Genomic DNA, 21,458 nt, shown 5'->3' with positions numbered 1-21,458 from the left:
GCCGGAATACATATATTAAAGATGATTGTTGCGTCTTGTGAAATTACCAGCTATGCTTCCCGGCAAACATAGGCATGTCGTTTGTAATCGAAACGATGCAAAGTGGCATGCTGCTTACGGACAGGACGGAGGTCTTGCAATGTCTTTCCCCGCACTCAAGATAGGTGATCTCACGGCTAAAATCCCTGTAGTTCAGGGTGGCATGGGCGTGGGTATTTCGCTTGCCGGGCTTGCGTCGGCTGTTGCCAATCAGGGTGGTATCGGCGTCATCGCCGGGGCCATGATCGGCATGAAAGAACCCGATGTGGCCAAGGATCCTCTTACAGCCAATCTGCGCGCCCTGCGCAATGAAATATTGAAAGCACGTGAACTCAGCAACGGTATTATCGGCGTCAACCTGATGGTGGCGCTTACCACGTTCAGCCAGATGGTGCGCACCGCCGTTGAAAACAAGGTGGACATCATCTTTTCCGGCGCTGGCCTTCCCCTCGACATGCCGCATCACCTCTTGCAGGTGTGCGAAGAAAAGAAGGAAGAATTCAAAACCAAGCTGGTTCCCATTGTTTCTTCGGCCCGAGCGGCCACGGTAATCGCCAAAAAATGGGCCTCGCGTTTTGGTTACACGCCTGACGCCTTTGTGGTTGAAGGCCCCAAGGCTGGCGGCCACCTCGGTTTCAAGGCCGAAGAATTGCAGGATCCCAACCATTCGCTTGAAGTTCTGGTGCCGCAGGTGGTTGAGGCCGCCAAGGCCATGGAAGACAAGTGCGGTCGCGCGGTGCCTGTTATCGCCGCCGGCGGGGTGTACTCCGGCGCAGACATCATGAAGTTCCTCGATCTTGGCGCTTCCGGCGTGCAGATGGGCACCCGCTTTGTGGCTACCCACGAATGCGATGCCGATGACCGCTTCAAGCAGAGCTACCTTTCTGCGCGCGATGAAGACATCACCATTATTAAAAGCCCGGTGGGCATGCCTGGCCGCGCTCTTGGCAATGAATTCATCACGGCATCGCGCGAAGGCAAGAAAAAGCCTTTCAAATGCGTGTTCCACTGCGTACACACCTGCGAACAGGAAAAAACGCCCTACTGCATCGCCCAGGCGCTCATTAACGCCATGAAGGGCAATCTTGAACGCGGCTTTGCCTTTTGCGGCGCCAATGTGGCCCGTGTGAACAAGATTATCTCGGTGCATGAACTCATGGACAGCCTGCAAAAGGAATTTGACGATGCCATGAGCACATTGAGCAAGAGCGTGCAGAACATGCAGAGCAAGCTCAACTTCAGCATCAAGAGCTAACGCTCTACCCTGCCTGAACATGCAAAGCCGGGTCTGGATTTCCAGGCCCGGCTTTTTTTGTGCGCGATAGTCAAATATCGTATCGATGTTGCGCATGTTATTGTCGCATGGGCATCAGTTTGCATTTGTGGTGCCTGATTGCGCTGTGGTGTTTTTCGCTAACATCAAGTGGGCGCAGTCTGGGCACCTGCGCTGCAATTCAGCAGCATTGGCGGCAATGTTGATGAAGGTGCGGCCTGCATAACGGGCAGCCAAAGAAGCACATTCACTCGCATCAATGGGCGATGTGTGTTTGAATCTACGCCGGATCATCTCTGCCACAAGTTCCTCATGCCGGGCAAAGACAAGCTGCGGGTCAACCAATCCGCCGGAAAGAAAGCCATCCATATTTTTGCCGCGCCGCATGCTGCCAAGGAGCATATGCAGTTCCACATGTTCGCCCAGCAAATGTTTGCGGCACATGCCTTCCGGGGGCAACATCCACATGCGCATACGCGTCTCCTGTAAGCAGAAAAAGTTTTTTGCAGCTAACCCGCTCTGTATACGAAAAGGCCCGAATCCTGAGATCCGGGCCTTGGTGTATCAGTCGGTTGACCGGCTTGCGCTAGTCGTTGACCGTGCGGGAGTATTCCAGAGCCTTGGCCTGCTCCTCGAAGTTCTGGAAGCCGGAGTGATGCAGGGCATCCTCAACCGTTTCGTCCCAGTTCCAGGTGGCGTAGATCACAGGCTTGTGGAAGGTGGAGCGGAAGCTCTGCAATTCGGCGCGGTAGAAGGCTTCCTTGGGCGTGTCGAGGTGATCGCGGAACTGTTCGTGCCGACGCTGCAACTCGCCCTCGTACCATTCCTGAATATCCTGCGGTTCCTTGTACTTCTTGAGGATATGACCGTAGCCGGTCTTTTCCATCAGGTCGGCAAGGCGCTTGTGGTGTTGCGCGGCAAGCCATTTGCCGAGGTCAGCAGCAGAATGGTTTTCCCCTTCCACAGAGGCGATATCAAACACGGTCTGGTAGTAGGTATCCGGCACCACAGAGGCGGAGGTGATGCCCGCGATGGCAACCAGGCCGCGCAGGATGATGCTGTTTGACACGCCCTGACCGCAGAAGCCCACCTTTTTGGCGTACTTCTGGCCGGTGAAGATGCTGACAAGGATAGCCCAGACAACCGCCGGATCTTCCTCGTCATAGATATGGGACAGGCGCGAATTGTCGCGGTCTGTCGCCAGCACCATCTGGGTCATGTCGTTGGAGCCGATGGAGAAGCCGTCAAACTCAGTGATGAACTGCTTGGCCAAAATGGCGTTGGAAGGCAGCTCGGACATGAGGATGATCTTCAGGCCGTCCTGACCGCTCTTGAGCTTGTGAACCTGCTCAAGGTAGCTACGCATGGAGCGGGCTTCTTCCAGAGTGCGCACAAAGGGCAGCATCATGCGCAGGTTGGAGCCGCCGTATACGCCGCGGGCCAGCTTGAAGGCTTCAACTTCCCAGTCATGGATATTACGCGAAACGCCGCGATAGCCAAGCATGGGGTTGTCTTCGGTATGTTCAAAGAGGCTGCCGCCCAGCAGGTTGCGGTATTCGTTGCTCTTGAAGTCGGTTGTGCGGTACGTGATGGGCTTGCCGTAGAAGGCCATGGCAAAGAGGGCAAGGTTCTGGGCCAGGGTCTGAACGTAGTGCTCCTTGCCGGTACGGAAACCGCGGGCCTTGATGATGCCGCGAATTTTGTCCGTCAGGTTGCGCAGGTCGTCCATTTCCTTTTTCAGGCCCGAACGCAGGCTTACTTCTTCACGCAGATGGTTGATGTTGTCCATCAGCTTGGTGACTGCGGGCAGATCCTTGATGCGGCGCACATGTTCTTCAACCGTGGCTTCAATTTCGGCAACGCGTTTGGCGGATTCTGGGTCAGCCGGATTCAGCAGGGCCAGAGCGTCGTCATAGCCCATGATGATGCGCACATGATCGGACAGATCATTGGAAGTTTTGAGCACTTCAATGCGGCGCGAGGCCATTTCGAGGTGCTGGTCAACCTTGTGATCCAGTTCGCGCATCTTGCGGTGCTGCATCAGCACTTCTTCCGCATTCAGGCTCTTGCTCGCTTCGGCAAAGGCTTCAACCTCTGCGGCAAGGCCGGTCACTTCGCCCACGTATTCGCGCAGGTTGAAGTTGAATACGATCAGCCCGGCTGCCATCTGCTCGCGCAGCACCTTGGAAAGGCGGTTCTCAAGCTCTTTCAGCTTGCTGTGCACCACATTTTCAAGCTCGCCGTTGTCAAAGGCTTCCAGCGCCTGCGGATGGATGCTGATGTTGCCAAGCATGAATTCCGCACGCAGCAGGCCCACTTCAAACTGGGGGAAGTTGCGCAGACGGGAGAGGAACAGCGCCTGACCCACATCGGCCAGCACAAGGCCGACCTTGGTTTTGGTAAGGGGCAGCTTGGAGAGATCCATTTCGCCGCCCACAAGGTGCAGGGGCAAAAGGCCGCGGTAGACTTTACCGCGCGTGCCGTCAACGGTCACTTCCGCGCCGTCGAGCGCACGCAGGATGTCGAGACGCTGAATGCCGATAACAGCGGCAATGCCAAGCTCGCGGGAGGTAATGGCCGCGTGGCTCGTGTCACCGCCCACGTCGGCCATGATGGCCGAGGCTACGCGCATGCCCGGCACCATGTCCGGGTCGGTGCGTTCGGCGGCAAGCACATCGCCCTTGGCGATCTTGTTCAGTTCAAGGGCGGAGCGCAAAAAGCGCACCGTGCCCTGCCCAGCACCGCGTGAAGCGCCGTTGCCTTCCACCAGCACTTCGGCTTCGGCGGCGGCTTTGGCGTCCACCTCGCGGCGGCGCATGAAGATGGTATGGGGGTGCAGCTCAAGGTCGTCGTTCCAGCGGGTTTCGGGCCGCGCCTGGACGAACCAGAGCTTGTCGTTGGCGTCAATGCAGAATTCCGTGTCCATGATGATGCCACCGTACGCCTTGCTAACAGCGCGTACGCCCTGGGCAACGCGTTCGGCCTGGCTGAGCGAAAGCGCCCAGCGCAGAGCCTCAAGCTCGGACACTTCCACTTCGCGGGTGCCGCCACGTTCGTCATAGACGATCTTCATGTCCTTGCAACCCATCTGACGGATGACTACTTCGCCACCGTCGTCGCGCTGGAAGACATAAAGTTTGTCAGGCGTCACCTTGCCGCCCACCACAGCCTCGCCGAGGCCGTAGCTGGCATCGATGCTGACCAGTTCGCGGCGGTCCGTGCCGCGGCAACCCGTGGCGGTATCGGCAGAAAAGGCCGTACCGGAAATCACGGGATTGATCATCTGCATCATGCAGACAGAAAGCGAGGTGTGCTCGATGGCCCACTCAAGCTTGGCGTTTTCAGCAATGCTCTCGTCGCCGGTTTCTTCGGCCTTGGCCAGAGCGTCAAGGATGGCCTCGCGGCGGTAGGTCATGGAGCGCAGATTGTAGGCGGAGGAGCAGTCCCAATGGTAGGCTTCCACCACTCTGTCTTCACCCACCATGTTCAGGTAGGTATCCTGCAGACCGGCAAAGGCCTTCTTGCGCGAGTCTTCGCCCGCAGCGGAAGAACGCACGGCCACGGGGGTCATGTCGTCTTCGTTTTCGCGGCAGATGTCGCGGTATGCGCCGCGCACGGCTTCCGCAACGTCGTGCGGCACTTCAACAGACAAAATGGCCGCCTGCACCATGACCGAGCGCTTGCGCAACTGGTCGATGCCCTCGGGGGAGGTGGCGAACCCTTCGACTATATTGTTGATAAAGGTGCGCAGCTTGGTATTGGTCTGCTCGCCTTCCGCCAGCGCGGCCTGATGAATCTGCTTGCCGAGTTGACGCACGAACTTCTGCAAGAAGTCCGGATCCTGGTTGATTTCGGGGTCGTTCCAGTCAATGCGCCCGTATTCACGGTCCACCACGCTGCGTACCACACGCCCATTAACCTTTGTTTCATCAAGCAGATGATGAAAGGCAATGGATGAGATGGCGCGAAAATGGGGCGCCTGAATGCCCTGAATCTGACTGATCAGGGCAGTGTTGTAGTTCTTACCACCAACAAGCAACTCCGCTTCGGGACCAATCTGCACAATTTCGGCGCCATCAAGCACCAGTTTTTTCTGAACTGCCTCGGGCGCTGCGCCCTTGGGTTTGTTCTGCGCAGGTTTGGCGGCGGGAATCTTAGCCATGTCTTCCTCCGGTTTGGGAAACAGAAGCTTAACAACCTTGGAAATTGTATATCGCCATTAAGGAACTGTCCACAAATTCCAGTAGTGAGCGTAGTAATTAACTTACGCGCACACCGCAATAGGGGCAGAATGCGATGTTATCCATAGGAATGGGCTGGCCGCAGGCCTCATTGCCGCACACGCGCGGCACAGGCCCCAGCTCCACAATAAGCTCACCTTCTCTGACCGAAACCATTTGCTTGTTTTCTTTGAAGTCGGCGGTTTTGAGCACACGCTTCACCATGCCGTCAATGGGGGCCAGAACCGCCTTTTCCTGCTTCATGATGGAAACGTTAAAGAGCTCTTCGCCCGCTTTAACCACATCACCGGGATGCACATACATGACCCACAAGTCGCCGTTGCTCGGCGCGGCCACATGATACTTGTTGGCCGTGTCGGCCATAAGCGTGCTCTTTGCGCCGTTGCCCGAAGGCTGCCGAACCTGAACCTCGCAGCTCATGAATTCGGAGTCGAGCACATAACGGCAGATGGAGATGCCCGCATCGTTGGGGGTGGAGATGCTGAGCAGCAAGAGATGATGGGGCTTGCCGCTGCTGTCGTTGAAGTACAGATCCTGGCCGACTTTCAGACCCTCGAACCATACATGCAAAGGCAGGTTGTTGGGATCGCCGAACTTGGACTTGAACTGGATGGTCTTGAGCGCGTCTGCCGGATGGTTAAGGTACAGCACGAACTCTTCATCGTTGGGCTTGCGCTTCAGAATTTCGGCGCAGGCCTTTTCTTCGGCTGCAAGGTTCACTTCTGCCAGCGATTCAAGGGGCGAAGCCTCGGTGCGGGCCGCCATGGCGCTCTTCCAGTCAGAGCCAAAGGCGCTCTGGTAGACCCAGTCAGCAGGGAAGCCGAGCGGCAGTTTGCCGAACTTGCCCTGAAGCAGGTTACGGAAGGCGTCGTTGCAGTCCTGATAGATGTTCAGGCGCGCGCGGCGCATTTCGTCCGTAAGCTCTTTTTCGGGGGTGCGGGTGACCTGACCCAGCACTTCCAGCAGGTAGCGCACTTCGTCTTCGCCGCCCCGCTTCCATGCGCCTGTAACGGCCAGAAACGCCGTATTCCAGGTGATCTGCGAGCCGGGCGTAACATCGTGATAGCGCACGATCTGGCGGGTGCCTTCAAGGAACTTGAGCATATAGGGCAGCAGGTGAATGTACCCCTGCTTCATGGCGCCTTCCTGCGAGGAGGAAGTGGCCCCGCCGGGCATGCCGTGGCGCGTTACGTCATAGTCAATGCCCTGGAAGTACGGCGCGCAGTAGCGGTCGTAATAGGGCATGATCTGCTTGCAGACGAAGTTGGCGTCGCGGATGGCGTTTTTATCAAGGTTGCACTTGAGGCCCAGTTCGTCTTCAATATAGGCCATGGTGGCAAGCACATCGCCCTGACCATAAGAACGTACCGATGAGCCGAGGCCCACGTCGATGATGTGCGCACCGGCCTTGGCCGCAGCGCCGCACGAGGGCACGAACAGGCCATCTGTATAGTGCCTGTGGTAGTGCAGCACAAGTTCGGGCCAGGCTTTGCGCAGGGCTTTGACCAGCTCGTCCATGAAGCGCGGCGGGCAAACGCCGGCCATGTCCTTGAGGCCCAGAATGATGTGGCGCGAGGCTTCCTTGGGGCTTGCGCCCATGATGTCGCCCACCATGCGCAGCATGGCTTCGGTAACGCCCAGGTAGTGCTTGACGTCAAAGCCCTTGGCCCACGACATGGAAATGGCGGGCTGGAAGATAACGTCCTTGCGGTCCATGACCACTTCGGCAATGGGGCGCATGTTTTCCACATGGTTTAAAAAGTCGAAGCAACGTACGACCTGATAGTGGTCGCAAATCATTTCGCCTGTTTTGAGCATGAGGTTGCGCGGCTGCGGCGTATACCCAAGCACGTTGGTGGAGCGCACCAGCAGCTGCTTGAGGGTTTTGGGCGCAAAGCGGTTCCATTCCTTGGCTTCGGTGAAGGGGTAGGTCATGTTGGCCAGCATGGCCACATGGAAGTGCGCCCCGCCGCCGTTTTCGAGCGAGAAAAAGCCCGCATTGTCAAGGTAGGGCCCCATGAGCCTGTCTTCGGCAAGGCGCAGGCGGTTGCCGGAGTTGGACTGCGTGAGGTCGCGGGTTGTGGTGTCGGTAAAGTGCACCAGCCCGGAATCACGGATATAGTCCAGCGTGGACATGCGGTCGCCCTGCGGATAGGGCGAAGGCTGGCGGCGCGCAGCCGTGCTTATGGGCGGCAGCACAGGTTCAAAGGGTCCAAGACAGGGGGTGGAGCTTGAACGGTATTCGCCAAGCTGCACGTAGGGGTTGAAGCCCTTGGCCGAAATTTCGGCCACCAGCTTGGCAAGGCGCTCGCCTTCGGGCGCAAGGTCGGTATAGACCATGAGCTCGGGATGCGTGGCGATGAAGTTGGTATTGATGCCGCCCTGCTTGAACAGGGGGTGCTTGATGACCTGACGGAAGAAAGGAATGGTGGTCTTGATGCCGCCGATCACATATTCGCTCAGGGCGCGTTCCGTGATGCCAAGCACCTTTTCCCAGTCAGTGGCGTACGAAATGAGCAGAGCGCCAGCAGAGTCGTAGTTGGCGGGGAATTCGTAGCCTGCGCTGATATTGGAATCAAGGCGCACGCCGGGGCCGCCGGGCGACACATAACGCGAAATGAGGCCGGAATTGGGGGCGAAGTTGTCCTGCGGGTTTTCGCAGTTGATGCGCACCTGCATGGCCCAGTACGAAGGACGCTGGCTTTCTTCGCGGTAGCGCAGTTCCGCGCCAAAGGCCACGGCGATCTGCTCTTCCACAAGGTCAATGCCGTAGCGGCATTCGGTGATGCCGTGTTCAACCTGCAAACGGGTATTAACTTCAATAAGATACGGCGTACCGTCGGGTGTAACGAGGAATTCGACCGTGGCAAGCGAATGGTAGCCCACGGCGCGCACCAGGCGGCGGGAATAATCCTTGAGCCTGTCGCGCAGGTTCTTGGTCATGCCCGGCCAGGGCGAAGGCGTGATTTCAATGAGCTTCTGGTGGTTGCGCTGCACGGTGCAATCGCGTTCGTCAAAGGCGAACACGTTGCCGTACATGTCGGCAATGACCTGAATTTCAATGTGGCGCACATCGGCAAGGAACTTTTCCACAAACAGGCGCGGATTGCCAAAAGAAGCCTGAGCCATGGTGGAAGCCTTGAAAAAGGCGTCTTCCAGGTCAGCCTCGTTATGGATGGCAAAAATACCGCGTCCGCCGCCGCCGCCTTCTGCCTTGAGCATGATGGGCAGCCCGATCTCGTTGATAAGCTGGCGGGCGGTAGGAATATCCACGGCTCCTTCAGAGCCGGGCACAACAGGAATGCCCAATTTGCGAGCCACTTCTCGAGCCTGAACCTTGTTGCCCAACAGGTTCATGGCCTCGGCTGTAGCGCCGATAAAGGTGATGCCCGCCTCTTTGCAGCGCTGCGGAAAGCGCGTGTCCTCGGAAGCAAACCCCCAGCCGGGGTGAATGCCGACTACGCCACGTTGTTTGGCTTTGTCGATAATGCGGTCAATATCCAGATACGCGCGGGGGTCTGTCCCGAGCAGCATCAGTTCCTGCGCCGTTGAGGCCGCAGGGGCCGTTTTGTCCACATCAGTCGCAGTCATTGCCGCTACCGCGTCAAAACGTTCGCGGATGGAACGACAAATGCGACGGGCCGGAATACCGCGGTTAGCTACCAGTATTACCTTGCCCTTCAAAAAATCCTGAACTTCCGAGAATGTCTTGTTGGCCATGCCTTTCAGCCCTTTTCTACCGGCGCATTTCTGCCCACGCACCGGCGTTAGACGGCGAAAACACGCTTACGTGCTTCGCATTGGGCGGCGATGCCCCCAGGCCCAACCATGCCGGAATGACCATAATCCCGCGTCATTCCCGCGCAGGGCTCAACCGGAGACTACCGCAAATGAATTCCTCAAGCCGTCCGTTGATGTTAAGACACAGGCCGCCTGACGTTCCTAGGCCCGCCAGCCAGCCGCGTACGATGCGGTCATCGTCACGCAGCTCCACGTTCTCGCCGCGCCAGAGCAAAAGAGACTCCGCACGGGCTCTCCACCCCTCGGGAAAAGAGTGGCAGTTAATATAAGCTGAAAACATGCGCTTTACAAGGGTTTGCCACAAGGCTTCGGCCATTGGAGGTGCAAAAGTGGTGGATTTATACTGGGCGGCAAGGCTGGTTGCCTCCAGAGCGGCATCTGCCCTCATCTGCTCCGCCGGTGGCGACCAGCGAACATTTATGCCAATGCCAGCCAGCAGCACCCCGCCACGCTCCTCCAGCAGGATGCCTGCCAGTTTTCTCGGTTCGGCTTCCGACGTGCACAGCACAAGGTCATTGGGCCATTTCAAACGCACCTGCCAACCGTCCACTGCCAGTGCTTCGGCCAGCAGGGCACCCACTGCCGGTGCCGCCGCCGTGCCGTCAAACGGGGGCACAAGCGGCAGGCGCAGGGCCGCGTACACATTGCCCGCAGGCGAATGCCACTGACGCCGCAACTGCCCGCGCCCCGCTGTCTGGCTGACAACCTGAACGCTGTCCCACGGGGCAAGCCAGGCGCGCGCCGCAAGGTTTGCTGCTGTATCAAGGCAGGAGCCTACCTCGCCAAAGCGCCAGATACGCGGAACAAAATTTTTGTCAGCGCCAGTGGGGGAGCTTCCCTCAAACGGTTGGCTGTGACATACTGGGGGCATGGAACTCTACCTCGTCGGCGGCGCAATGCGCGACCTTTTGCTTGGGCGTATGCCCACGGAGCTGGACTTTTCCTTTTCAGGAAGCATGGACGACTTTTTGGCCGCGCATCCAGATGCGGTCTGCGTGGGTAAAAGCGTCAATGTCTGCCTGTGGCACGGGCGCGAATGCATGCCCCTCCGGGGCGGCACCCTGGCGTCTGACCTTGCAGCGCGGGATCTCACCATCAATGCCCTTGCGCTCGACAGCGCAGGGCGACTGCACATGCACCCCAAGGCGGTTGACGACCTGCGCAACAAAATGATGCGCCCGGCTTCGCCCACGGCCTTTGCGGATGATCCCACAAGAATTTTTCGTCTGGCGCGCTTTGCTTCCCGCTGGCCCGACTGGCGCATAGCCCGCGAGGCTTTTGAGCAGATGCGCGCCACGCCCAAGACTTTGCTGGCGGCCATTCCGGCGGAGCGTGTGGCCAAGGAAATGCTCAAGGCTCTGGCCTTGCCGCGCCCGGCGCGATTTTTTCGCGTTCTGGCGCAGGGGGACTGTTTGTCGCCCTGGTTTGAAGAACACGAGCGCGCGCGTTACATCCCGGCAGGCCCGGTAAAGTGGCATGCCAACAGCGTGTTGGGGCACAGCCTGCGACTGATGGACGAACTCGCGGGCGATGCCATGGCCGTGTGGATGGCCTTGTGCCATGACCTCGGGAAAATTGGCACTGACCCTGCCCTGCTGCCCCATCATTATGGGCACGAAGTACGCGGCGTGCCGCTTGCACTGACCCTTGCCAAAAGGCTGCGGCTGCCGGCTGTCTATGCCAGGGCTGGGGCGCTTGCTGCAGAAGAACACATGAAGGCGGGCATGTTTGCTACCCTGCGCACCGGTACACGCCGTGACCTGCTGTGGCGGGTCAACCAGCTCGGGCTTTCGCGCCCTTTCTGGAAGCTGGCGGATGCCGACAGCAATTCACCTGTGAGCAGCATGGCCTACCCCGGCCTGAAGGCCATAAACGCCGTGCGTCTGCCTGAAGAGTGGCACAACCGGGGTGAAGAATCAGCCCGCAAGCTGCGTGAAATGCAATGCATGGCCCTGGCGGCGCTGAGCAGAAAGCGGGCCGCCTAGCCGATTTTGTACAATCAGACCGCGACTTCGGCGCATCAAGCCACTGCTTCGGCGGCGACTACCATAAAATAGTCGCTCACCGCATCCATCTGCTCGCTGTGGTCAAGCCCGCACAGGTGGGCCATTCCGTGGGCCAGCAGGCGTAGCGCGTGTTCGCCCGGCTCCTGCCCGTACAGCAGGCATTCCCTGCGCAGCGTATCCAGTGAAAACAGAAGAGTGCCGGGGCTGTCGCAGCCACCGGGGAAGGAAAGCACATTGGTAGGCCCCTGACAGCCCATACTGCGCCTGTTGGCTGCGCTCATGACGGCATCATCGACCAGATGCAGTTCCACAGCCGGGGGCACAACAGGCACGTTGGCCTGCTCTGCAGCGGCAAGCATGGCCGCAAGGGCAGCGCGCTGCTGCCTGCGGTCAAGCGGCAGAATCCATGCTGTGGCCGGATAGCGGCAGAAAATGCGCACGGTTGCCTGTGGCTGATTACCCCTGACAGCGCCCATGATTCCTATGCCTGCCCCTTTTCTTCAGGGATGGCAGGTATGCCAGCCTGTTTGGCGCTCTCAGGCTGGCTCGTCAGGGCTTTGACTTCGGGCGATTGCGCCGCAGCGGGTTTGTCTCCGTTGCAAGGCTTGTCGCCGCACGGTTTGCCCTGCCCGGTAGGAGTAAGGGCAGTTGCACCATGTGTTGCGGGGGCAGAGCCGTTTTTGCCGTTGGGCTTGTTTTCAGCCCGGGCGGCGTCATTGATTCTGGCGTCAGGATAGGCAATGCGCTGATGGAAAATACCCGTCAGAATGCGCTGGAAGTTTTCGCTCAGGAAGTGCAGATCCTTAAATGTCAGTTCCGATTCGTCCAGCTGCCCTTCCGAGAAGATGCCCTTGATGATGGTGTCAATGTGCGACTTGATGCGCGCGGGCGTAGGATCGTTGAGCGTGCGGCTGGATGCCTCAACGGAGTCGGCCAGCATGAGGATGGCGGCTTCCTTGGTTTGCGGGCGCGGCCCCACATAGCTGAAATCGGATTCACGCGGCTTTTCGCCCTGGTTCAGGGCCTTCTGGTAGAAAAAGCGTATCAGCCTTGTGCCGTGGTGCTGACTGATAATGTCGGCAATATCCTGCCCGAGCTTGTACCGCTCGGCCAGTTCCGTGCCTTTTTTGACATGCGAAAGCAGGATGAGCGCACTCATGGACGGGGCCAGCTTGTCGTGCTTGTTGGGCCCGCCAAACTGGTTTTCAATGAAATATTCGGGATACGAGAGCTTGCCCACGTCATGATACAGTGCCGCCACCTTGCACAACAGGCTGTTGGCGCCAATGGCCTTGGCCCCGGCTTCAACCATGTTGGCGACCACAAGGGAGTGATGGTAGGTGCCGGGCACAGTTACCATGAGCTCCTGCATGAGGGGTTGCTCAAGGCTCATAAGTTCCATGAGGCGGAAGCGCGTACTGTACCCAAAACTGATTTCAAGCACAGGGCTCACGGCAAAGAGCAGAATGAGCGAAAGCACGCTGTTGATAAAGACGGCCAGCAACTGCGTGGGCATGACGCCGGGGGCGCTTTGGGCCAGCAGGGTTGCGCCAAACCAGATGATGGACTGGCCGATGGTCAGCGGCACAATGCTCCACACCACGTCCTGCCGGCTCTGGGCATTGGTTACAAGCCATGTGGCCAGCATGCCGCCGAGAAAATGGAGCAGGAACAGCGAAAACTGCGCCTGAAACATGAGCATGGTAAAGAACGAGATCAGCAGGGCCATGGTGCAATAGCGCCGGGCCGCAAAAACCATGGCGACCAGCCCCACTGCCCCGGCCACAGGGTAGCCCACGGCAAGCGTATTGATGAACGAATGACTGTCGATGCGCATGCCAAGCACGTACACAGCCTTTGCCCCGGCGCTGAATAGCAGCAGAAGCAAGGAAATGAGCAGCATGTCCTTGCAGCGCAGGGGGGTGCCGGGTTTGCCGCTGGGGGCTACAAAAAAGCCGATGGAGAGCACCAGCGAGCACAAAAAGGCGCCAGCGGCAATATCCCAGTGCATGGGGTCAGAAGCGGATTTATAAAGCGTTTGCAGCTTGATCTGCTGCTCGCGGCTGACCCTCTCGCCCTTGCGCAACACAATTTCACCCTTCTGTATCTGATAATACACGGGCTCAACCATGGACATGACGGCAGAGCTGCGCTTTTGGGTAGATTCCCGGTTCAGCGTCAGCGAGGAAGGCATGGTTGCGGAAAGCAGAATGTTGATGGCGCGCCGCGACTGCGGGTTCAGGGTGGAAACCTGCCGTATCTGGGCAGAAATTTCCGCCAGATACGATTGCACATCGGGCAGATTGACCACATCCGGGCGCAATATTTCTGTATTCGTATCCAGATTGCGCACAATAACGCCAGAACGGTCAACCCTGGCCGAGCGTATGTCGCCCACAAGGCCTTCTGCCATATGGTCGCGAATCTGGGGCAGCAGAACCTTGAGCAGATATGTCTGCGCCTCGGGCTGGGCGAGTTCCGGCAAGATTTCGTCAGCAACAGTGGGTGTCAGTTCTTCCACCAGCCTGTGCAGCGGGCCTTCGACCCCAACATGGTAATCAATACCGTTGTTCAGGCTGCGCATGATCTCCACAATACGGTTCTGAAAAGCCGTAAAGGGTTCAAGACTCAGATCATAGACCGGCGGTTGCAGAAGCTGCACCTGTTTGCGCCGGGCCTTGGTGGCCTGCACATCTTCAACAAGGATGTCGCGGTCGGCAATGACGTCAGAATCCGCCACTTGCCCGGCAACGTACACGCGAGGCACAGCCTCAAAATTGGCCCCTGCAAGCAGGCTGATGAAAAGCAGGGTGAGCACAAGTACCGAAAGCCCCAGACCACAATGGTGGCGGGCCCGCAACATGCGAAAGAGTGCGAGGATGCTAGCTGGACGTGTCGCTTTTTTCTGCATTATCATAGGCGTTTACGATTGCTCCCACCAAGGGGTGCCGCACTACGTCGGCCTTGGTGAAGTGATGCACTGCGATGGTTGGAACTTTGGCAAGGATATTCAGCGCGTGGATAAGGCCAGAGCGTGGGCGCTGGCCGCCGGGCTGCATGGGCAGGTCGATCTGGGTGGTGTCGCCAGTTACAACCATGCGCGAGCCAAAGCCCATGCGGGTGAGGAACATCTTCATCTGTTCCTGCGTGGTATTCTGCGCTTCGTCAAGAATGATAAAGGCATCGTTAAGGGTGCGCCCGCGCATGAAGGCCAGGGGCGCAACTTCAATGGAGCCCACTTCAAGCATGGACGCCACCTTGGGTTGGGGCATCATGTCGTGCAGGGCGTCATAGAGCGGGCGCAGATAAGGATTGACCTTGTCGGCCAGATCGCCGGGCAGAAAGCCAAGGCGTTCGCCCGCTTCCACCGCCGGGCGCGTCAGCACAATGCGTTTAACCCTGTGCTGCTGAAACATGGACAGCGCCATGGCGACAGCGAGATAGGTTTTGCCAGTACCGGCCGGCCCAACCGCAAAAACAAGCTCATTGCGCCGCAGCAAGTCAAGGTAGGTGCGCTGGGCAACATTGCGTGCTGTGACCGTTTTGCGCGGAGTGTTGACGAAAACAGCATCCTTGAAAATTTTTTCCAGATTCAGGCCAGGATCCGTGCGCAGCATCTCGTAACTGCGGGCGATATCCTGCTGGCTCAGCGACAATCCGCCGCGCAGCAGCTCGTACAACTGCACAAAAACATTGCACAGAACCTGCCGCGTGTTCATGTCTGGGCTTTCAATAAGAATGCTGGCGCCACGGCTGCCTATGGAGGCCCCGCTGGCTGCGGCCAACAGCTCAAGATGCGCATTGTGAGGGCCAAATAGCTGATTGGCTAAGGCGGGATCGTCGAATTCGACGGTCTCAAGCATGGAGGAATGTACTGCCATAGCCGCTCTCTAGCCTATTTCAGTTAGCCTGTCCATTACTGGATTCGGAACCTGTATATTTTTTATGGGTGGGCCGACCCCGTCAGAACCACAATAAAAATATAGCTGGCCTGGAATATGCATTAATGAGCAGTACGGCACCCCAAGCCCCCAGAAAGGGAAAAAACTGCCGAGGAGTCATCATGAGCAACGTATCGGGTGTAAACAGCTACACAAGCGGGCTGTACCAGTGGCAGAACCAGAAGCTGAGTACCTCCACTTCCGGCAGCTCATCGTCTTCGGGTTCCAAAAGTTCTTCAAGCTCATTGAACCAGATGCTCAGTGGAAATAGTATTTCCAGCCAGCTTTCCAGCATGGTGGAACTTACAAAGTACGCCATGGACGCCATGGGCCTTGAAAGCGGCAGCCGTGTCACGTTCAGCCAGATCACCAAGTATCGCGACCAGTTGAACAATGAATTCAACACTGCCGTCAAGGATGGCCTGTCAAAACTTGGGGTTACCGATCCTTCAAGTGTCACTTTTACTTTAGCTGCTGACGGCTCCCTCACGGCTACCAGCGCCAATGCCACGGATCAGGCCAATGTGCAGGCCTGGCTTAAGAGCAACACGACCATCGGCAAGGATCTGCGTTCGTCCCTTACCGCTGCTGGCGTCAGTTCCAGTACTTCTGTGTCCATGACTGTTGACAGCAGCGGCAAGCTGACCGCTGCCAGCAGCACGGACAGCGCCAACAAGGCTGCCATTCAGGCCGTGCTGGATAATTCCAAACTCGGTCAGACGCTGAACAGCGGCATGAGCAGCCTTGCTGTGAGCAGCGATGCAAAATTTACCCTGCAAACCAAGTCTGATGGCAGCATTGTGGTTGAAAGCAGCGATGCCGCCACCAAGGCAGCCGTGCAGAAGTTCTTTGACAACAATCCCGCTTTGGTCAAAAAGTTCGGCCAGATTCAGGCCCTTTCCGGCCTTGATGACGCGCGCAAGTCATTGCAGGTTTCGCCTTCTGACCTGCGCAAGCGCATTGAGGTGGAATCCATGGCCGCATGGTGGTCCGGCTCGGGCAACGCCACAAATTCTTTTGGCAGTTATTCCGACAGCAGTCTTTCCATGCTTTCTGGCCTGAACATGAGCGTCTAGCTTTTACGCATATGCTGTGCTGATGTGTCAGCACCTTAGGGGCCGCGAGGCCCCTTATGCGTTTGAAATTCGAAATGCAACCTGTCTTGAACAGTATAAAAAGCGGGGATCCCGGCATGACCGGAATCCCCGCTTGGGCGTTTGTTTGCTGACGAGAGTTTACAGCTTTTTGGCAAGCAGTTCGTTCACCAGAGCAGGATTGGCCTTGCCCTTGGTGGCGCGCATGATCTGCCCCACAAAGAAACTGATCAGTTTGGTCTTGCCGCCGCGATAGGCCTCCACCTCTGCGGGATTGGCCGCAATGACTTCATCCACGGCGGCTTCAAGCGCCGAGGTGTCGGAAATCTGCACAAGGCCTTTTTCCTTCACGTAGGCTTCGGGCATGACGCCCTGCTCAAAGATGTCGCCAAAAATATCGTTGGCGATCTTGGCGCTGATGGTGCCGCCGTCAACCAGCCGCACCAGTTCTGCCAGAGCCTCGGGCTTCATGGCCCAGGCGGAGGGGTCAGCGGCGGAAAGCCCACGGGCGTTGCATTCGCGCAGCAGCGGCCCAAGCACAAAGTTGGCAACCTTCTTGGGGTCGGCCTTGGCGGCTGCTGCTTCAAAAAAGTCGGCCAGTCCCCTGCTCTGCACAAGCACTTCCGCCTCGGCTTCGGGCAGACCCGCCATAGCCACAAAACGGGCCATGCGAACATGGGGCAGCTCCGGCATTTCGGCGCGCCAGCGGGTCATTTCTTCTTCCGTAATATCTACGGGCAGAATGTCCGGGTCGGGGAAGTAGCGGTAATCGTGCGCTTCTTCCTTGCTGCGCATGGAGGCCGTGGTATTTTTAACGGCATCGTACAGGCGGGTTTCCTGCACGACCTTGTCGCCATCGTCCAGCACGTCCTGCTGGCGGGCAATTTCATACTCAATGGCGCGCTGCACATTGCGGAAGGAGTTGAGGTTCTTCAACTCGGTGCGGGTGCCGAAAGGTTCGGTTCCCACAGGGCGCAACGAGACGTTGGCGTCGCACCTGAAGCTGCCCTCTTCCATGTTGCCGTCGCACACGCCAAGATAGGTCACAATATTGTAGAGGGCCTTGAGGTAGGCCACAGCCTCGGCGGCTGAACGCATATCCGGCTCGGAAACTATTTCCACCAGGGGCGTGCCCGCGCGGTTGAGGTCCACATAGCTCAGGTTTTCGCCCTGGGCGTGAATGTTCTTGCCAGCATCGTTTTCCATGTGGATGCGCGTAATGCCCACGCGCTTGCGCCGCCCGTCCACGTCCACTTCAAGGTGCCCGTGTTCGCAGATGGGCAGCTCGAACTGAGAAATCTGATAGCCGGAGGGCAGATCAGGATAAAAATAGTTTTTGCGGGCAAAAATGGAACGGGTATTTATGGCGCAATTGGTGGCAAGGCCAACCAGAGCGGCAAAGTGAACAGCCTGACGGTTGGGCACGGGCAAAGCACCGGGCATGCCAGAGCACACTTCGCACACATTGGCGTTGGCAGGCTGCCCAAAGGTCGTGGGGCAGGAACAGAACAGTTTGGAGGCCGTGGCAAGTTGCACATGCACTTCAAGGCCAATCACGGCTTCATAGGCGGCCATAGATCAGATTACTCCCTCAACGGGGTTCACCCCGTAGTTGCGCGGCAAAAGCGCCGCTTTGCGCATAAGCGCCCGCAAAACCTGGCATCCGGCGGGTTACCGCCGCCCATTTTGACGCAAAAGCATCAATGGGGGATGCTGGCATCGAAATATTTGCCCACACCGTACTCTCCCCTGCGGAAAAACCGCCGAGGGTCGGGGCCGATGATCTGCATTTCCCTGTTTTTGGCCTGCACGTCCAGCGCGATACGCATTTCCTTGGTGCAGCCGGTGGAAAAGGTGGAATCCTTGCCCGACCATTGCGGCGGTACCTTGCGGCCAAGCAGGGCAAAGCTTTCCTCAATGTCTTCAACGGTCTGAAACCGCCACACATCAATAAAACCGCTGCGCTGCACCTGCTCCCACATATACATGAGGTCGTCGCCGTCCATGCCTTCAATAAAATGCTCGGCAGGATTAATTATCAGAATATTATCCATTTTTTTACGCAGATTGTCTACAAAGGCGCGCACAATCTCGATAGCGGTACCCGTCTCGCCGGGGATGCTGCCGATCACGCAACTGTAGAACATGACCGTGCGGCCCTGCATGCGGGCCTCGCGCATGCCTGCGATAATATTTGCCGACTGGGCGGCAATGTCGTTCTCGCTGAATTTATGGGCGCTCTCGGCATGCTGGCGCAGTTTGATGTGAAAGCCCTGATCATCATGCCAGTAGCAGACCACATCCCTCGTATACTGGTGGCTGCTGCCCATGAGCACATCGGCCACGCGCCAGCCCTTGCCCAGAATAAGGTCGGCTTCCTTCCACGCGCGGGAGAACGTCACCGATACCCTGTACAGATTGAGCCGCTCCCGCGTTCCATCGCCAATAACCATCAGGCGGTACTCGCGCAGGTGGCGCAACAGTTCGTTCTTGCTCATGCGCGGCTCGTGCTGCACTGTGCCGCCGCCGATCATCTGCCGGATGGAGGGGTCAATCTCCATGTCTTCCAGCGTGGGCGAATAAAAGAAAAAGCCTGATTTGACCGCAAAAATGACCTTATGCCCCATGCGGATGAGGCTGTTGGCAACAGCCAGATCAAACACAACGCCGCCGTCAGCGTCGCACAAAAAAAGCACCGTGCCCGATCTGACCGCGCTGGCCTCAAAATAGTGCCGCAAGTGGGCGCAGGTTTCGCGCGCGGTATCCATGGCCTGACGCACGGTTTCGGCGTCTGGCGGCGTCTCCACCCAGGGGCGGGACATGGCCGAAAGGCACAGCAGGCGCGAAAGTTCCACGTAGTTGAGCATACGCCTGACAGAAGCGATGGAATTGGCCGCCAAGGCATCCGCAGGCACTGCGGCAAGATTGTCGCGCACCGGGGCTTCATCCAGCATTTCAAGCTGGCGTTTGGTGGAAATTCTGCGCAATTGCCGCCAGGGGTCGTCCAGCTGGTTGCCCTGGGCGAGCACAAGATCAGTCATGCGCTTGACCAGCCGTGAAGGTATCAGGGTATGCTGGGCAACATACTGCTTGAAGCGGAACCGGCAGAACTGCAAAATGCGCCTGCGTTTCTGGCCTTCGGGCGTGAAGGAGCGCACAAGACGCATGATGATGCGCCAGGAGCGGTTATACTGGCGGCGAAGTTCTTCGGGAGCGGTCTGCTGGCACAACAGCTTGAACGTATCGTCAGAACAGGGCAAATACACCTGATCGCGCGCAAGGCTGACCATAAAGGCCATCTGTTCCTGACTGGCCACAATGTCGGGGTTCATGCCGTAGGCTATGTTGTTGTCCATCAGCATGCTGTAAAGCCATGCGTCAAAGCGGACACTCTCCCCAAAATGAAACTCGCGAACAGAATCCACAGAAATCGCGTTGCTCATGCGTTTTCCCCGCACCTGATGCATTCAGTGCCTTGCAGGGCAAAGCCGCGCGAACGCAAACGCTCAAAGAAAGTTGTTCCTTTGCCAAGAAAATGCACGGCATCGGGCAAGCCGTTGACGGTCACGGTGTCGCCCAGCTCCAGCTGTTGCCCTTCCTGCCCATCGACAGTAAGGTAGCAATCTGTGGAACCCTGCAAAATCTGGAACCGGCACTCGGTATCGCCGGGGAAAACCATGGGCGAAATTGTATTAAGGAAAGGACAGATGGGCGTGATGGCTACGGCTTCCATTGAAGGATGCAGCAGCGAGCCGCCAGCGGAAACACTGTAGCCGGAGCTGCCTACGGGCGTGGCAATGATCATTCCATCGCCGCGTAATGAGCCAAGGCGCTCGCCGGCAATATAGACATCAAACAGAACAAGGCGCGACAAGGACCCCCGGCTCAGGACAACATCGTTGACCGCACAGCCGCTGGCAATCTGCTCGCCCTTGCGGGTGAGCGTCCACTGCAAGGCCATACAGGAGCGCACAGGTTCCATGCCGGTGAGGGATTCTTCGAGTTTTTCGCGCCACTGCTCCGGCTGGGCATCTGTCAAAAAACCGATCCGGCCAAAATTGATGCCCAGCACAGGCACATTGCGCCCCACCAGGCGGCGGGCCACGCCGAGCATGGTACCGTCGCCGCCAAAAACAACCACAAAGTCAAGGGGAGTAGTTGCGTAGGCCGGGGTGTCCGTGCCAGCGCAGATCACACCCGCAACGTCGTGCCCATTTTGGCGCAGCCATTGGGCGGCTTCTTGGGCAAGAGCCGCAGCCTTTTCGTGCCGGGCCTTGTAAACCAGAAGTATGTGTCGGCTTGTTGCGTTTTGCATACCTGCGCAAGTTACGTTATCAAGTCTGTTACCGCAAGCCTGAGGGCGCTTGTCAGTTGCAGGGCTTTGCCTTAAATAAGAAGGCTTCCATGTCACGTTTCGGCAATTGTGAGCGCCATGCACGATACAGCCCTTGATATTATTGAACAGCACGCCAGCGAAGGCGCGCGCCTGCGCGAAGATTTTTTTCGCTCGCAGGCAGATTTTCTTCGTCAGGCGGCCTTGCGCGCGGCCACGTGCCTTGCGGGCGGCGGCAAAATACTGCTCTGCGGCAATGGCGGCAGTGCTGCTCTGGCCCAGCACATGGCTGCCGAGTTTGTGAACAGGTTTTTTATGGACAGGCCCGCCCTGCCCGCTCTGGCGCTGTCTGCCGATGCGACTTCGCTTACGGCCATTGGCAGCGACCTTGATTTCAGCCAGATATTTTCGCGCCAGATTGAAGCTCTGGGGCGGCCAGGCGACATGCTGGTGGCGATTTTTTCCACCGGCAGCAGCGCCAATATCATCGCCGCTCTTGAGGCAGCACGTCGCGGAGGGCAGTTTGCCGTGTGCCTGTGCGGGCACGGCGGCGAAATGGCCCGATACAGCGACATGGTTCTTGAAACGCCGCAGGCTGAACCCGCGCTTGTTCAGGAACTGCACCTTGCAGCCGGGCACCTATTTTGCCGGCTGACGGATTACTATCTTTTTGAAAATGCTGTCGCACTGACCCCCTATTTGCAAGGGCGACACACAACCGAGGTTTGAC

At 58.0% G+C, this 21,458-nt stretch carries 14 protein-coding genes; 4 read left to right on the top strand and 10 right to left on the bottom strand.

Annotated features, from left to right (window positions below; translation table 11 throughout):
- Positions 1–139 precede the first annotated feature (139 nt).
- Positions 140–1,294, top strand: coding sequence for an NAD(P)H-dependent flavin oxidoreductase (locus tag NE637_RS01050; protein WP_192111766.1), 1,155 nt, complete (start codon positions 140–142; stop codon positions 1,292–1,294).
- Positions 1,295–1,408: 114 nt separating this feature from the next.
- Here NE637_RS01050 and NE637_RS01045 read toward each other — a convergent pair whose 3' ends face one another.
- The 4 genes from NE637_RS01045 to NE637_RS01030 all read right to left on the bottom strand — a co-directional run bounded on the left by NE637_RS01045 (position 1,409) and on the right by NE637_RS01030 (position 10,225).
- Positions 1,409–1,786: a pyrimidine dimer DNA glycosylase/endonuclease V gene (locus tag NE637_RS01045; protein ID WP_227118340.1), complete on the bottom strand. Its 378-nt coding sequence runs from the start codon at positions 1,784–1,786 to the stop codon at positions 1,409–1,411.
- Between the two features lie 112 nt (positions 1,787–1,898).
- On the bottom strand, positions 1,899–5,474 hold the full coding sequence (locus NE637_RS01040; protein WP_192111764.1) for a PEP/pyruvate-binding domain-containing protein: 3,576 nt from the start codon (positions 5,472–5,474) through the stop codon (positions 1,899–1,901).
- Positions 5,475–5,571: 97 nt separating this feature from the next.
- Positions 5,572–9,273, bottom strand: a complete 3,702-nt coding sequence (locus NE637_RS01035) for a pyruvate carboxylase (RefSeq protein WP_227118339.1) — start codon at positions 9,271–9,273, stop codon at positions 5,572–5,574.
- A gap of 133 nt (positions 9,274–9,406) precedes the next feature.
- Positions 9,407–10,225 (bottom strand): biotin--[acetyl-CoA-carboxylase] ligase, encoded by an 819-nt coding sequence (locus NE637_RS01030; RefSeq protein ID WP_227118338.1) that lies wholly within the window; start codon positions 10,223–10,225, stop codon positions 9,407–9,409.
- On the opposite strand from NE637_RS01030, the gene NE637_RS01025 reads away from it, so the two are divergent.
- Positions 10,224–11,339 (top strand): tRNA nucleotidyltransferase/poly(A) polymerase-related protein, encoded by a 1,116-nt coding sequence (locus tag NE637_RS01025; protein WP_215647644.1) that lies wholly within the window; start codon positions 10,224–10,226, stop codon positions 11,337–11,339. The two genes, NE637_RS01030 and NE637_RS01025, sit on opposite strands and share 2 nt — an antisense overlap.
- Positions 11,340–11,374: 35 nt before the next feature.
- Here NE637_RS01025 and ybeY read toward each other — a convergent pair whose 3' ends face one another.
- Genes ybeY through NE637_RS01010 form a run of 3 tightly spaced genes read right to left on the bottom strand, consistent with a single transcriptional unit; the run spans position 11,375 to position 15,241 of the window.
- A complete protein-coding gene (gene ybeY, locus NE637_RS01020) occupies positions 11,375–11,836 on the bottom strand; it encodes an rRNA maturation RNase YbeY (RefSeq protein ID WP_192111760.1) in 462 nt (153 codons plus the stop codon).
- 5 nt (positions 11,837–11,841) lie between these two features.
- Positions 11,842–14,223, bottom strand: coding sequence for an HD family phosphohydrolase (locus NE637_RS01015; protein ID WP_227118337.1), 2,382 nt, complete (start codon positions 14,221–14,223; stop codon positions 11,842–11,844).
- Positions 14,224–14,242: 19 nt separating this feature from the next.
- The gene (locus NE637_RS01010; protein WP_192111759.1) at positions 14,243–15,241 is read right to left on the bottom strand and encodes a PhoH family protein; all 999 of its coding nucleotides are present in this window, start codon (positions 15,239–15,241) and stop codon (positions 14,243–14,245) included.
- Positions 15,242–15,423: 182 nt separating this feature from the next.
- Here NE637_RS01010 and NE637_RS01005 point away from each other — a divergent pair, with 182 nt between their 5' ends.
- A complete protein-coding gene (locus NE637_RS01005) occupies positions 15,424–16,377 on the top strand; it encodes a hypothetical protein (RefSeq protein WP_215647645.1) in 954 nt (317 codons plus the stop codon).
- A 159-nt stretch (positions 16,378–16,536) separates the two neighbouring features.
- On the opposite strand, the gene gatB is transcribed toward NE637_RS01005, so the two are convergent.
- The 3 genes from gatB to NE637_RS00990 form a co-directional block, all read right to left on the bottom strand.
- A complete protein-coding gene (gene gatB, locus NE637_RS01000) occupies positions 16,537–17,970 on the bottom strand; it encodes an Asp-tRNA(Asn)/Glu-tRNA(Gln) amidotransferase subunit GatB (protein ID WP_215647646.1) in 1,434 nt (477 codons plus the stop codon).
- Positions 17,971–18,095: 125 nt separating this feature from the next.
- Complete coding sequence (locus tag NE637_RS00995) at positions 18,096–19,838, bottom strand: ARMT1-like domain-containing protein (protein WP_192111756.1); 1,743 nt, start codon at positions 19,836–19,838, stop codon at positions 18,096–18,098.
- Entirely contained in the window at positions 19,835–20,710 is an 876-nt protein-coding gene (locus tag NE637_RS00990; protein WP_227118336.1) for an NAD(+)/NADH kinase, read from the bottom strand. Before NE637_RS00990 ends, NE637_RS00995 begins: the two co-directional genes overlap by 4 nt.
- A gap of 117 nt (positions 20,711–20,827) precedes the next feature.
- On the opposite strand from NE637_RS00990, the gene NE637_RS00985 reads away from it, so the two are divergent.
- Positions 20,828–21,457, top strand: a complete 630-nt coding sequence (locus NE637_RS00985; RefSeq protein ID WP_192111754.1) for an SIS domain-containing protein — start codon at positions 20,828–20,830, stop codon at positions 21,455–21,457.
- The last annotated feature ends 1 nt before the right edge of the window (position 21,458 follow it).

The sequence above is a fragment of the Desulfovibrio desulfuricans genome, from assembly GCF_024460775.1.
GTDB lineage: Bacteria > Desulfobacterota > Desulfovibrionia > Desulfovibrionales > Desulfovibrionaceae > Desulfovibrio > Desulfovibrio desulfuricans_E.
Note: the sequence above shows the minus strand (reverse complement) of the source record. Positions and strands in the feature narration are given on the sequence as shown.